This window comes from Hydrogenophaga luteola, assembly GCF_042648585.1.
Taxonomy (GTDB): Bacteria; Pseudomonadota; Gammaproteobacteria; order Burkholderiales; family Burkholderiaceae_C; genus Hydrogenophaga; species Hydrogenophaga luteola.
In genome coordinates this window covers 542022-554174 of sequence record NZ_JBHRXX010000007.1, presented here as the reverse complement: position 1 = coordinate 554174, position 12153 = coordinate 542022, and the positions used below count along the sequence as shown (strand labels likewise).

The 12153-nt window shown below is 67.8% G+C and carries 9 protein-coding genes; 7 read left to right on the top strand and 2 right to left on the bottom strand.

The features are described from left to right. Window positions 1–13 precede the first annotated feature (13 nt). The 3 genes from ACFOPI_RS17360 to ACFOPI_RS17350 all read left to right on the top strand — a co-directional run bounded on the left by ACFOPI_RS17360 (window position 14) and on the right by ACFOPI_RS17350 (window position 5625). Window positions 14–1324 carry an O-acetylhomoserine aminocarboxypropyltransferase gene (locus ACFOPI_RS17360; RefSeq protein ID WP_382176479.1) on the top strand — a complete coding sequence of 437 codons (1311 nt, stop codon included), beginning with the start codon at window positions 14–16 and terminating at the stop codon, window positions 1322–1324. Then, window positions 1324–2142, top strand: coding sequence for an alpha/beta fold hydrolase (locus ACFOPI_RS17355; RefSeq protein ID WP_382176476.1), 819 nt, complete (start codon window positions 1324–1326; stop codon window positions 2140–2142). Before ACFOPI_RS17360 ends, ACFOPI_RS17355 begins: the two co-directional genes overlap by 1 nt. 162 nt (window positions 2143–2304) lie before the next feature. Beyond that, window positions 2305–5625, top strand: a complete 3321-nt coding sequence (locus ACFOPI_RS17350) for a two-component regulator propeller domain-containing protein (protein ID WP_382176473.1) — start codon at window positions 2305–2307, stop codon at window positions 5623–5625. Here ACFOPI_RS17350 and ACFOPI_RS17345 read toward each other — a convergent pair. Further along, entirely contained in the window at window positions 5609–5977 is a 369-nt protein-coding gene (locus ACFOPI_RS17345) for a DUF2917 domain-containing protein (protein ID WP_382176470.1), read from the bottom strand. The genes ACFOPI_RS17350 and ACFOPI_RS17345 overlap by 17 nt on opposite strands. Before the next feature lie 195 nt (window positions 5978–6172). Here ACFOPI_RS17345 and ACFOPI_RS17340 point away from each other — a divergent pair, with 195 nt between their 5' ends. Both ACFOPI_RS17340 and ACFOPI_RS17335 read left to right on the top strand, forming a co-directional pair. Continuing rightward, window positions 6173–7672, top strand: coding sequence for an aminotransferase-like domain-containing protein (locus ACFOPI_RS17340; protein ID WP_382176468.1), 1500 nt, complete (start codon window positions 6173–6175; stop codon window positions 7670–7672). Between the two features lie 32 nt (window positions 7673–7704). Beyond that, a complete protein-coding gene (locus ACFOPI_RS17335; protein ID WP_382176466.1) occupies window positions 7705–8991 on the top strand; it encodes a cytochrome P450 in 1287 nt (428 codons plus the stop codon). On the opposite strand, the gene ACFOPI_RS17330 is transcribed toward ACFOPI_RS17335, so the two are convergent. Beyond that, entirely contained in the window at window positions 8992–10224 is a 1233-nt protein-coding gene (locus ACFOPI_RS17330) for a YihY family inner membrane protein (RefSeq protein ID WP_382176463.1), read from the bottom strand. A gap of 60 nt (window positions 10225–10284) precedes the next feature. On the opposite strand from ACFOPI_RS17330, the gene ACFOPI_RS17325 reads away from it, so the two are divergent. Both ACFOPI_RS17325 and ACFOPI_RS17320 read left to right on the top strand, forming a co-directional pair. Next, the gene (locus ACFOPI_RS17325) at window positions 10285–10734 is read left to right on the top strand and encodes a DUF2069 domain-containing protein (protein ID WP_382176460.1); all 450 of its coding nucleotides are present in this window, start codon (window positions 10285–10287) and stop codon (window positions 10732–10734) included. Further along, window positions 10731–12152 carry an FAD-binding oxidoreductase gene (locus tag ACFOPI_RS17320; protein WP_382176457.1) on the top strand — a complete coding sequence of 474 codons (1422 nt, stop codon included), beginning with the start codon at window positions 10731–10733 and terminating at the stop codon, window positions 12150–12152. The genes ACFOPI_RS17325 and ACFOPI_RS17320 overlap by 4 nt, the downstream gene beginning before the upstream one ends. The last annotated feature ends 1 nt before the right edge of the window (window position 12153 follow it).

Here is a 12153-nt window from a genome sequence, read left to right as displayed (position 1 = left end):
CGGAGACACACGCATGCCCGGCCATTCAGACCCCGGCTTCGACACCCTCGCGCTGCACGCCGGTTCGGCCCCCGACCCTTCCACTGGCGCCCGCGCCGTACCCATCCACCTCACCACCTCGTTCGTCTTCGAATCGAGCGACCACGCGGCCGCGCTGTTCAACCTGGAACGCGCCGGCCACGTCTACAGCCGCATCAGCAACCCGACCAATGCGGTCTTCGAGCAGCGCATGGCGGCGCTCGAAGGCGGCATCGGCGCCATCTCGGTGGCCAGCGGCCAGGCCGCCCTGCACCTGTCGATTGCCACGCTCATGGGCGCAGGCTCGCACATCGTCGCCAGCACCGCGCTGTATGGCGGCAGCCAGAACCTGCTGCACTACACGCTGCGCCGCTTCGGCATCGAGACCACCTTCGTCAAACCCGGCGACATCGACGGCTGGAAGGCCGCCGTGCGGCCGAACACCAAACTGTTCTTCGGCGAGACCGTGGGCAACCCGGGCCTCGACGTGCTGGACATCCCCGCCGTGGCGCAGATCGCCCACGAAGCCAAGGTGCCGCTGCTCGTGGACAGCACGCTCACCACGCCCTACCTCATCAAACCCTTCGAGCACGGCGCCGATCTGGTCTACCACTCGGCCACCAAGTTCCTGTCCGGCCACGGCACCGTGATCGGCGGCGTGGTGGTGGATGCCGGCAGCTTCGACTGGGATGCCTCGGGCCGATTCCCCGAGCTGACCGCGCCCTACGACGGTTTCCATGGCATGACCTTCAGCGAAGAAAGCACCGTGGGTGCCTTCCTGCTGCGCGCACGCCGCGAAGGCCTGCGCGACTTCGGTGCCTGCCTCAGCCCACACAGCGCCTGGCTGATCCTGCAGGGGCTGGAGACCCTGTCGCTGCGCATGGATCGGCACATGTCCAACACCAAGAAGGTGGTGCAGTTCCTGGCCAGCCACCCGCTGGTGGGCCGCGTCGGCCACCCGCTGCTCGAATCGCACCCCAGCCATGCGCTGGCCAACCGGCTGCTCAAGCACGGCGCCCGGGGCGCGGGGTCGGTGTTCAGCTTCGACATCAAAGGCTCGCGCGAACAGGGCAAGGCCTTCATCGAAGCGCTCAAGCTCTTCAGCCACCTGGCCAACGTGGGCGACTGCCGCTCGCTGGTGATCCACCCGGCCTCGACCACACACTTCCGCATGAGCGACGAAGCGCTGGCCGGCGCGGGCATCGGCCCCGGCACCATCCGCCTGTCCATCGGGCTGGAGGATGCGGACGACCTGATCGACGACCTCAAGCGTGCCCTCAAAGCCGCAGAAAAGGCAGGTGCGTGATGGAACTCACCGTCAACGGCGCCACCACCTACTGCTACACCGGCGGCAAGGCCTTCGACGCGGCCAAACCCACCGTCGTCTTCATCCACGGCGTGCTCAACGACCACAGCGTCTGGATCCTGCAGAGCCGCTACCTGGCGAACCACGGCTGGAACGTGCTGGCGGTGGACCTGCCCGGCCACTGCCGCAGCGCTGGCGAAGCGCCTTCGACTGTCGAAGAAGCCGCCGATTTCATCGGTGCCCTGCTCGACGCGGCCGGCGTGCAGAAGGCCGCGCTGGTCGGCCACAGCTGGGGTTCGCTGATCGCCATGGAGGCGGCAGCACGCCTGAAGGACCGCATCACCCACATGGTGCTGGTTGGCACTGCCTTCCCGATGAAGGTCTCGCCGGCACTGATCGAGGCTTCGCTCAACGAGCCCGAGAAGGCGCTGACCATGGTCAACGTGTTCTCGCGCTCCACGCTGGCCGCGCCGCCCTCGGCGCTGGGCCCGGGCACCTGGGTCTACGGCGCCGGTATGGCGCTGGGCCGGCGCGTGCTGCGCAGCAACCCCAAAGTCAACGTGTTCCACCGCGGCTTCGTGGCCTGCGACCGGTATGCGGGCGGCGAAGCGGCCATGGCCGCCCTCACCTGCCCGGTGCTGTTCCTGCTCGGTGGTCAGGACCAGATGACGCAGCCCAAGGCGGCACAAGGGCTGGTCAAGGCTGCCCAGGCGGCGGGCAAGACGGTGCAGGTCGTGACCCTGCCGGTCGGCCATCACCAGATGACCGAAACACCGGACCACACCCTGTTCGCGATCCGCGACTTCCTCACACGCTGACGCTGAAAGGGCGCCAGCGCAACGGAGCCACGCTCAAAGGCTTGGCTCTTTCGACGTGGGAGCAGGATCCGTGACATTTGTCAATCGCGGGAAGGCCTGTAATACTGAAGAATGTGTAGCGAAAAGTAAATACCGAAATGCACCTGATTGGCGACAACAGTGATGAACGCTTGCGCATCCTTGGGAACGCTGATCACACGCTTTCTTGCAGGGCTGGTGCTTGCGGGCTCGGTGGTGTCGTCGGCCCATGCCCGCGGGATCCCGGATCTCGCCCAACTGACCGTCGTGCCTGGCAGGGACGCACAGTTCACGGCCCTGACAGGAGACGCCGGACTGCCTTCAGGCAATGTGTACGGCATCGCGCAGGACGCCCAGGGCTTCCTGTGGTTTGCCACCGGTGACGGCCTGAGCCGCTACGACGGCTATTCGCTGCGGACCTTCCGCTTCGACCGGGACAACCCCAACAGCCTGGCACACAACACCGTCCACGCCATACTCCCTGGGCGAGATGGGGTGTTGTGGCTGGGCACCACCGGCGGCGGCGTCGACCGGTTCGACCCGACGACGGAGACCTTCACGCACTATCGCCACGACCCGTCCAGCCCCACCGGCCTGAGCAGCAACAGCATCGCCAGAAAAGGCCTGGTGGCAGACCCGGAGGGTGTGCTCTGGGTGGCCACCAACGACAGCGGTCTCAACCGGATCGATCTGCGCACCGGTGCCGTGACCTACTTCCGCCACGACCCGCAAAACGCCAACAGCCTGAGCAGCAACAACCTCGAAAGCGTCTACCAGGATTCGGAGCGGATGCTCTGGATCGGCACGACTGACGCGGGACTCGACCGGCTGGATCCGGCCACCGGCCGAATCACCCGGTACGCCTCGCGCCCCGAAGACCCGCACACGCTGCCCGCCCCTCGCGTGCATGCGGTCCACGAAGACCGCGCAGGGCGGTTTTGGGTGCTGACCAGCGGGGGCCTGGCCTCGCTGGATCGCCAGACCGGTCGCATCACCCGCCATTCCATCGCGACCGGTCTGCGAGACGCTGCCAGCCTCAACGCTGTCAAGGACCTCCATGAGGATGCCCATGGCGCGCTCTGGCTGGGCACCGAAGGCGCGGGGGTCTTGAGACTGGACCTCACCCTGGGCCAGGTCATCCAGTACAAGAACGACCCCAGCAACCCGCACAGCCTGCGCAACAACTTCGTCAGCTCGTTCTGGAACGACCCCTCTGGAACGCTGTGGGTGGGCACCCTGGGTGGCGGCGCGAACAAGCTCTCCACGCGACCACCCAAGTTCGCACGCTACCGGCATGGGCCAGACGCCCACAGCGTGGCCGACAACTTCATCCTCTCCGTCTTCGAAGACCGCAACGGCATCGTGTGGATCGGCAACGACCGCACGCTCAACCGATGGGACCGAAGCTCCAACACCTGGCGAACCTATCACAACGACCCGAACGATCCGACCAGCATCTCCAATGGTTCGGTGACGGCTACGCAGGAAGACCCGGACGGCACGCTCTGGTTCGGCACCTACAACGGCGGGCTGAACCGCTTCGATCCCGCAACCAACCGGTTCAAGACCTACCGAGCGTCCGCGAACAATCCCCAGGCCCTCAGCGACGACATCATCCGTGCGCTCTACCGCGACGCGAGCGGCGTCCTCTGGGCGGGTGGATGGAACAACGGGCTGAACCGCTTTGACCGCGCAACGGAAACCTTCCGGCAATACCGACATGAGCCAGACAACCCAGGCAGCCTGGGCGGCGGCTCGGTCACCGACATCTACGAGGACCGGGCTCGCACCTTGTGGGTGGGCACAGAAGGTGGCGGCCTCAACCGGTTCGACGCAGCCACGGAGACCTTCATCCGGTACCGGAGCAATCCGAAGGACCTGTCCAGCTTGCCCGACGACGCCGTACGGGTGCTGCACGAAGACCAGGCCGGCCGGTTCTGGGTGGGCACCACCGGTGGCCTGTGTGCCTTCGACCGGACCCGTGGCGTCTGCACGGATGTCTACACGCAGAAGGAGGGACTTCCGAACAACACCATCGAAGGCATTCTGGAAGATGGGCAGGGCACGCTCTGGATCAGCACCAACAACGGCCTCGCCCGGTTCAACCCCGAGAAGAAAACGTTCCGGAACTACGACGTGCTGGATGGCCTGCAAAGCAACGAGTTCAACGTCTTCACCGCCTTCCACAAGAGTGCCCGCACCGGGGAGATGTACTTCGGCGGCATCAACGGTTTCAACGTCTTCGACCCTGCCCGCATGGAGGACAACCCGTTCGTGCCACCGGTGCTGCTCACCGACTTCCGCCTGTTCGGCGAGTCTGTGCCGGTCGGTGGCGAGCCGGCGGTGCTGGAGAAAAACATCAACAGGGTGTCCTCGCTGACCCTGCCCCATTTTCAGAACAGCCTATCGTTCGAGTTCGCCGCGCTGAGCTACGTCGCACCGCCCAAGAACCGGTACCGCTACCGGCTGCTCGGCTTTGAATCCAACTGGCGGGAAGTCGACAGCACCGAGCGTCTGGCGGTCTACACCAGCTTGCCCCCGGGCAACTACCTGTTCCAGGCGCAGGGATCGAACGAGGACGGCGTGTGGAACACCCAGGGCGTCAACCTCACCGTCGTCATCACGCCGCCCTGGTGGAACACTTGGTGGTTCCTGTGCATGGCAGTGTTGCTTCTCGCGGGCCTGGTGTACGGCGTTGACCGACTTCGCATGCGTCGCATCCGGCACTACAACCAGCAGCTGGAGCGGCAGGTGTGCGAACGGACCGCGGAGCTGGCCGCCAAGAACAAGGAGCTGGAGGCCTTCTCCTCATCCGTCTCCCACGACCTGCGGGCGCCCCTGCGCCACATCGACGGCTACGTCACGCTGCTGCGGAACAGCGCCGGACCCATGCTCGGTGAGGAGGAGCGGCGGCATGTCGACATGATCGCCCGTGCGACCCGTCGCATGAGCACGCTGATCGACGACCTGCTGTCGTTCTCGCGGGCGGGAAGCGCGCAGATGAATCGTTCTGCGGTCGACCTCGAGGCGCTGGTGAACGATGTGCTTGCGGAGATGGCACTGGAAACGCGTGGCCGGGACATCCACTGGGAGATGGCCCAACTGCCGGTGGTCGAGGGTGATCAGGCGATGCTGCGCGTGGTCCTGGTGAACCTGATCTCGAACGCCCTGAAGTACACCCGCAAGCGCGAGCGGGCGGAAATCACCATCGGCTGTCTGCCTGAGCGGCCCGATGAAGTGGTGATCTTTGTGCGCGACAACGGCGCGGGATTCGACATGAAGTACAGCGACAAGCTCTTCGGTGTCTTCCAGCGCCTGCACCGCATCGAGGACTTCGAGGGAACAGGCGTTGGCCTGGCCACCGTGTTCCGGATCGTGGCCCGGCACGGGGGCCGGGCATGGGCCGAAGGCGCCATCGACTTTGGCGCCACCTTCTACGTTTCCTTGCCTAAGACGAGCGCCTGACCAGGGCCGGCCCCAGCGCGCCGAGCCTGCGGCCCACCGCCACCAGGGCATCCCGCAACGCGGCCAGGATGCGCGGGCGCGGTGTCGCCGGCACCAGCGACACCAGTTGGTACTCGCTGTACACCTCCGGCGCACCCCTCTGCGGTCTGGGCTCCGCATCGGCACCGATCACCACCCAGTCCTGCAGCAGGTCGACCACTGCGCCCGGACCGAGGAACAGGTCCTGCGCCATATTGGGCTGCGTCAACCAGAGCCGGCCGCTGACCACACGCAGGCGCATGCCGGCGCTGGCGTGGATCACGCGGGTCTGCAGCGGGAACAGGCGGGTGGGGGTGGGCTGGCTGGAGGACATGTCGGACCTTTCGTGAATGAGGCCCCACTGTCCGGTGTTCCGCCGCATCGCAACAGACACAGGTGTGCGCCAGCATGCCAGCGCAATGCCACACAGACCCGCATCTGTGTGGTCGGCTTGGCGGCCAACTGTGCTGGTCGGCGGCGGACCGCCGGTGCACTGGCAGGGACGGCGGTCGGTTAGCATGGACCAGCCATGCCCGAGCCCTCCCAGCCCCCTGCGCTGCGCCCGGTTCCACCGGTTCCGCCCTCCGACACGCCGCTGTACCAGCAGATCGCGCAAGCCCTGGCACAGCTCATCCACGGCGGCACCCTCAAGGCCGGCCAGCGCCTGCCCTCGGTGCGCGAGACCTCGGTGGCGCATGGCGTGTCGATCTCCACCGCGCTGCAGGCCTACCGCCAGCTGGAGGAACAGGGCCTGGCGCAGGCGCGGCCCAAGGCCGGCTACTTCGTGCGGCGCCCGCAGCGCATCGCCCAGCCTGGCCTGAGCACGCCGCCACAGCGCAGCTTTCTGGTCGAACGCCAGACCCGATCCGAAGGTTTTGCGATGCTGCACCAGCCGGGCGACCGGGCCAGCTTCGGCGGCTTCGCACCCGAACAGAGCACCTTGTTCGACGAGGAGCGCCTGCGCGTCGCCATCGGCCGCGCCTCGCGCGTGCACCGCCACAGCCTGACCGAATACAACAAGGCCGACGCCGGCCGTCCCGCCCTGCGCCAGGCCGTGGCCCGGCGCGCGCTGCACCTGGGCTGTGCGCTGGACGCGGCGCACATCGTCATCACCGCCAGCTGCACCCAGGCCGTGAGCCTGTGCCTGCGCGCCGTCACCCAGCCCGGCGATGTGGTCGCGCTGGAGTCGCCCACCTTCTTCGGCTACCTCGACCTGATCGAATCACTGGGCCTGCGCGTGCTGGAAATCCCCACGCACCCCGCCACCGGCCTGTCCTTGCCCGCTCTTGAACTCGCGCTGGACACGCAACCAGTCAAGGCGGTGCTGGCCGCGCCCACGCTGTCCAACCCGCTGGGCTCGGTCATGCCGCTGGCGGCCAAACACAAGCTGGTGAAGCTGCTGGCGCAGCGCGGCGTGCCGCTGATCGAGGATGTGGTGTTCAACGATCTGCTGGCCGGCGACGAGCGCCGCAAGGCCGCCAAGTCCTTCGACAGCGAGGGCAATGTGATGGTCTGCGGCTCCTTCGCCAAGACACTCACGCCCGGCATCCGCCTGGGCTGGGTGGAGGCCGGCCGCTGGCGCGACAGCGTGGCCTCGCACAAGCGGCTGCAGGGCGCCGCCACGCCGGTGGTGCTGGAGGAAGCCCTGGCCGACCTGCTGAACCAGGGCAGCTACGAGGCCCACCTGCGGCGCCTGACCACCTATATGAACCAGCGCCGCAACGAGGCGCGCCGCCTGATCGCGCACCACTTCCCGCCGGGCACCAAGGTGAGCAACCCGCCCTCGGGCGACACGCTGTGGCTGGAACTGAGCCCGGGCTTTTCGAGCATGGAGCTGTTCCGTCGCTGCGCCGCAGAAGGCATCACCTTCGGCCCCGGCGAGTTCTTCACCGCCACCGACCGGTACCGGAACAGCCTGCGCCTGAACTTCTCCGGCCCGTGGACCACGCTGCAGATGCAGGCGCTGGCGCGCATCGGCGAGATCGCGCGGCAGATGCTGCAGGAAAACCCCGAGAAGAAGCGCGCCTGAGTGCCAACCGGCGGCGCCAGAATGGGCGCACCATGATCCAGCCGCAACAGATCACCTCGCCCATGAGCGCCGAGCGGGCGCAAGCGATCGCCGCCAGCTTCGACCTGCGCGCCCTGCCCGCCGATTTCCTGGCCAACCCGTTCCCGGTCTACGCCACGCTGCGCGAACACGAACCGGTGCGGCGCATGCCCGACGGCTCGCTCTTCCTCACCCGCCACGCCGACCTGATGGCGGTGTACCGCGACGCCGCCGTGTTCAGCTCCGACAAGCACGTCGAGTTCGCACCCAAGTACGGCGTGGATTCGCCGCTGTACGAGCACCACACCACCAGCCTGGTGTTCAACGACCCGCCGCTGCACACACGGGTGCGCAAGCTCATCATGGGCGCCCTCACCCGCCGCGCGATTGCCGACATGGAGCCGGGTCTGGTCGCGCTGGTCGACCAGCTGCTCGACCGCATCGAGGCGCAGGGCGGCGGTGATCTGATCGAGGACTTCGCTTCGGCCATCCCGGTCGAGATCATCGGCAACCTGCTCGGCGTACCGCACCAGGACCGCGACCCGCTGCGCGACTGGTCGCTGGCCATCCTGGGCGCGCTCGAACCGGTGCCCACGCCCGAACAGCACGCCGCCGGCAACCGCAGCGTGACCGAAATGCTGGCCTACCTGCGCACACTGGTCGCCGAGCGGCGCAAAGCCCCGGGCGACCCGGAGCGCGACGTGCTCACGCGCCTGATCCAGGGCGAAGCCAATGGTGAGAAGCTCAGCGAGGTCGAGCTGCTGCAGAACTGCATCTTCCTGCTCAATGCCGGCCACGAGACCACCACCAACCTGATCGGCAACGGCTTGATCCTGATGCAGGAGTTCCCGGCGCAGCGCGAACAGCTGCTGGCCGACCTGCGCGCGGCCACCGATGCCGCCACGAATGAACAGGTGCTGACGCTGGCGGTGGACGAATGCCTGCGCTTCGAATCGTCCAACCAGCTGGGCAACCGGCGCGCGCTGTCGGCGGCCACCGTGGGCGGCGCGGCGCTGGAGCCCGGCGCCCTGGTCACGCTGTGCATCGGCGCCGCCAACCGCGACCCTGCCGTGTACGAGCAGCCCGAAACCCTGAACCTGCGCCGCGAAGGCAACAAACACCTCGCCTTCGGATTCGGCATCCACCAGTGCGCGGGCCTGAGCCTGGCGCGGCTCGAAGGCCGCATCGCCATCGGGCGCTTTCTGGTTCGTTTTCCCCGGTTTGAACTCAGCGCGCCACCTGTGCGCGGAGGCCGGGCTCGGTTCCGTGGCTTCCTCTCGGCGCCGTTCAGGACCGCCTGATCAAGGCACCGAGGGCGCTGCCAGCGCCTGCGCCACGGTCATGCTGCGCAGCCCGCTGACTGCCCAGAAGGCCTCGGTGCTGGGTGAGTCGGGCAGCAGCAGGCGCTGCGCCAGCGGGGCCACCGGCAGGTTCGCCGGGTCCTGCAGCAGCACATAGCGCTCGTCCGCTTCGTCCAGCCGGCCCAGCCAGTCGAGCGCCACCAGCGCGCCGATGGGTTCTTCGAGGTGCAGCGGGTCGACCTGCAGGGCCTGCGCCAGTGCGTCCAGGCTCAGGCCCCGCGCGGGTGCCTCGCGCACCAGCTGCAGCTGCGCCAGTGTCTCCAGCGCCAGCTGGAAGCGCCAGCCAGGGTAGTTGCCGCGGCGGGCGATGCCCGAGAGCAGGCTGGGAAGGTAGGCCGCGACGACCGCGCCCAGCAGCACGATCACCCAGGCCACGTAGAACCAGACCAGCAGGATGGGCACGGTGGCAAAAGTGCCGTAGACCACCGAGTAGGTCGGCACCTGGCCCAGGTACCAGGCCAGCAACCCCTTGGCCAGCTCCAGCGCACCCGCGGTGAACAGGCCGCCCACCAGCGCGTGCGACCAGCGCACCTTGGTGTTCGGCACAAAGCGGTAGAGCGCGGCCATGCCACCGGTCATCAGCACGAATTGCAGCGAATCGAGCAGCACCCGCACACTGCCCGAGCGCGTCACGCCCGTGCTGGTGACGGCGTAGGAGGTGGCGGTCAGGCTGGCCGCCAGCAGCAGCGGCCCCAGCGTCAGCACGGCCCAGTAGACCAGCACGCGCTGCGTCAGGGGTCGCGAGGTGCGCACGCGCCAGATGTCGTTGAGCTTTCGGTCAATCGTCAGGATCAGCGCCAGCGCAGTACCCAGCAGAACCAGCGCGCCCACCCAGCCGATCTGGCCGGCCTTGGCCGCGAACTGGTTGAGGTAGCTCAGCACCTGTTTGGCGATGTTGTCCGGCACCAGGCTCTCGACCAGCCAGCGCTGCAGCGTGATCTGCAACCGCCCGAACATGGGGAAAGCGCTGAAGATGGCCAGCGCCACGGTGAACAACGGCACCAGGGAGATGGTGGTGGTGAAGGTCAGGCTGGACGCGGTCACGCCCAGGCGGTCTTCGCGGAAGCGCTCGCGCAGGGTCAGCGCAGTGGTGCGCCAGGGAAATCGCAGCAGGTTCTGCCACAGCTCGGCCAGCAGGGTCTGGGCGTCGGCAAGGCGCTCGGAAACAGTCATCCCGGTATCATGCCACCCGCCATGACAGACCCGCACCCTCCCTCTTACCCCGCGACCGCCATGGCCCCGGTTCCCGCGGGCGTGGCCCGCTCCCGCCAGTTGGCCGTGGCCAGTCTGGTCGCGCTGATTGCGCTGTGCCTGGCCTGGGAACTCTGGCTGGCGCCGCTGCGGCCTGGCGGTTCGTGGCTGGTGCTCAAGTCGCTGCCGCTGACCTTGCCGCTGGCTGGTCTGCTCAAGAACCGCATGTACACCTACCGCTGGCTCAGCCTGCTGGTCTGGATCTACGCCGCCGAGGGCGCGGTGCGCATGACCAGCGACACCAACGCTCTCTCGGCCCTGCTCGCCGGCATCGAGCTGCTGCTGTGCGTCGTGCTCTTCGTCGCCTGCACCTGGCACATCCGCACCCGGCTGCGCGCCGCCGGCAAGGAGGCCATTGCCGCCGACGCGGCCCGCCGGGCCGCCGAGGCCGGCTTTGCCGCCGACCCGGTTCCTCCAACCAAGGCCCCATGAACGAACTGATCACCACCCTGCGCGACATCGTCGGCCCGGCCCAGGTGCTGACGCACGACGATCCGGCCACCGACCTCTCGGCCTGGGAACAGGACTGGCGCAAGCGCTCGCACGGCCGAGCCCTCGCGGTAGTGCGCCCCGGCCGCACGGCCGAGGTGGCGGCGGTGGTGAAAGCCTGCGCCGCGGCCGGCGTGAGCATCGTGCCCCAGGGCGGTAACACCGGCCTGGTGGTCGGCGCGGTGCCCGACGACAGCGGCACGCAGGTGGTGCTCAGCCTCACGCGCATGAACGCCGTGCGCACCATCGACGGCGATAACCTGACCATGACGGTCGAGGCCGGCTGCGTGCTGCAGATGCTGCAGGAGGCCGCGGAGAAGGCCGGCTTTCTGTTCCCGCTTTCGCTGGCGGCCGAGGGCAGCTGCACCATCGGTGGCAACCTCGCCACCAACGCCGGTGGCACGCAGGTGGTGCGCTATGGCAATGCGCGCGAGCTGTGCCTGGGGCTGGAGGTGGTGACCGCACAGGGCGAGATCTGGAACGGCCTCTCGGGCCTGCGCAAGGACAACACCGGCTACGACCTGCGCGACTTGTTCGTCGGCAGCGAAGGCACGCTGGGCGTGATCACTGCCGCGACCATGAAGCTGTACCCCCTGCCCGCCGCGCAGCTGACGGCATGGGCCGCCGTACCCTCGCTGGAAGCGGCGGTGCAGCTGCTGGGTCTGGCGCACCGCCACCTGGGCGCGGGCCTGACCGGCTTCGAGGTGATGGGCCAGTTCGCCCTCTCGCTGGTGGCGAAGCACTTTCCGCAGCAGCGTGTGCCGCTGTGGGCCGATCACCCGTACTGTGTGCTTCTGGAGAACAGCGACAGCGAGTCCGAAGACCATGCGCGCGGCCAGTTCGAGCGGCTGCTGGAAACCGCATTTGAAAACGGCGTGGTCAGCGACGCCGTCGTGGCTGAGAGCCTGCAGCAGGCCCACGCGCTCTGGCACATCCGCGAGAGCATCCCGCTGGCACAGGCCGAAGAGGGTCTGAACATCAAGCACGACATCAGCATCCCGGTCTCGAAGATCCCGGCCTTCTGCGCCGAGACCGACGCGCTGCTGCGGCGCGAGATTCCCGGCGTGCGCCTGGTGAACTTCGGCCACCTGGGCGACGGCAACCTGCACTACAACGTGCAGGCGCCCGAGGGTGGCGACCCGGCCGCCTTCCTGCGCGAGCAGGAGGAACGGGTCAATCACCTGGTGTTCGACCAGGTCGCGCGCTTCGAAGGCTCGATCAGCGCCGAACACGGCATCGGTGGCCTCAAGGTGGACACACTGCCGGCCTACAAGGACCCGGTGGCGCTGGCGCTGATGCGCTCGATCAGGCAGGCGCTGGACCCGCAGAACATCCTCAACCCCGGCCGGGTGCTGCGCTGAT

Bases quoted from the DNA above. Each gene is read 5' to 3' on its own strand.
- ACFOPI_RS17360 (WP_382176479.1), top strand. From the start codon at position 14: ATGCCCGGCCATTCAGACCCCGGCTTCGACACCCTCGCGCTGCACGCC.
- ACFOPI_RS17355 (WP_382176476.1), top strand. From the start codon at position 1,324: ATGGAACTCACCGTCAACGGCGCCACCACCTACTGCTACACCGGCGGC.
- ACFOPI_RS17350 (WP_382176473.1), top strand. From the start codon at position 2,305: ATGAACGCTTGCGCATCCTTGGGAACGCTGATCACACGCTTTCTTGCA.
- ACFOPI_RS17345 (WP_382176470.1), bottom strand. From the start codon at position 5,977: ATGTCCTCCAGCCAGCCCACCCCCACCCGCCTGTTCCCGCTGCAGACC.
- ACFOPI_RS17340 (WP_382176468.1), top strand. From the start codon at position 6,173: ATGCCCGAGCCCTCCCAGCCCCCTGCGCTGCGCCCGGTTCCACCGGTT.
- ACFOPI_RS17335 (WP_382176466.1), top strand. From the start codon at position 7,705: ATGATCCAGCCGCAACAGATCACCTCGCCCATGAGCGCCGAGCGGGCG.
- ACFOPI_RS17330 (WP_382176463.1), bottom strand. From the start codon at position 10,224: ATGACTGTTTCCGAGCGCCTTGCCGACGCCCAGACCCTGCTGGCCGAG.
- ACFOPI_RS17325 (WP_382176460.1), top strand. From the start codon at position 10,285: ATGGCCCCGGTTCCCGCGGGCGTGGCCCGCTCCCGCCAGTTGGCCGTG.
- ACFOPI_RS17320 (WP_382176457.1), top strand. From the start codon at position 10,731: ATGAACGAACTGATCACCACCCTGCGCGACATCGTCGGCCCGGCCCAG.